The following is a 1007-nucleotide window of genomic DNA, read 5'->3' as shown; positions in this document are numbered from 1 at the left end:
TAATACCATCCGTCCGTGATGCTGACTCACGTGGGGGATTCCCAAAGCGGCGAAACTATGAATCTATGTCTTCGGGTTGGAGGGCATTGTCATGGGTGCAGCGATTGGATTGCGAGACGACTTTGATGCAGCGGGCTTGAGGCGACTGGCGCGGACGACGAAGAGCGCGAACCAGGGACGCCGACTGCTAGCTTTGGCGGAAATCTATGATGGCGCGAACCGCAGCGATGCCGCGCGCATCGGCGGAGTGACCCTGCAGATCGTGCGGGATTGGGTGGTGCGGTTCAACGCCCGAGGTCCAGCCGGTCTCCTTGACGGCAAGGCCCCAGGCAAGCCGCCCTTGCTGAATGATATCCAGCGCCAAGCGCTGGCGGAGGTCGTTGAAAGTGGACCGATACCAGCGATCCATGGAGTTGTGCGTTGGCGGCTGATCGACCTGGCGCGGTGGCTTCATGACGAATTTGGGGTTTCTCTGACGGAAACGACCGTAGGGCGAGAGTTGAAAAAGCTGGGCTATGTCAAATTGACGGCACGCCCACGTCACCATGCCCAGAACGAATATGCGATGGAGGACTTCAAAAAGGGGGCTTTGCAACCGAGCTGGCAAAGATCAAAGCCGCCCTCCCGGGCGACACGCCCATAGAGGTATGGTTCCAGGACGAGGCCCGTATCGGCCAGAAAAACAAGATCACCCGTCGCTGGGCCAGGCGCGGCACCCGGCCTTCAGCGCCCAAGGATCAGAGGACCAAATCAGCCTACATCTTCGGCGCTATCTGCCCTGAGCTTGGCAAGGGCGCTGGCTTGGTCCTGCCCTTCTGTAATACCCAGACCATGTCGCTGCACCTGGCGGAGATATCGCTTGCTATCAAACCAGGTGCCCACGGCGTGCTGCTGATGGATCAGGCCGGATGGCACATGACCGGGAAGCTGGAAGTACCCGATAATATCAGCATCGTTCCGTTGCCGCCAAAATGTCCTGAACTCAACCCGGTCGAAAATATCTGGCA

1 pseudogene is annotated in these 1007 nt (G+C 59.0%); it reads left to right on the top strand.

Features of this window, described 5'->3' with window-relative positions:
* Positions 1-91 precede the first annotated feature (91 nt).
* A pseudogene (locus ACODR8_RS19945) lies at positions 92-1007 on the top strand (IS630 family transposase); the annotation flags it as partial.

Source organism: Sphingobium sp. FG58, from assembly GCF_057809055.1.
Note: the sequence above shows the minus strand (reverse complement) of the source record. Positions and strands in the feature narration are given on the sequence as shown.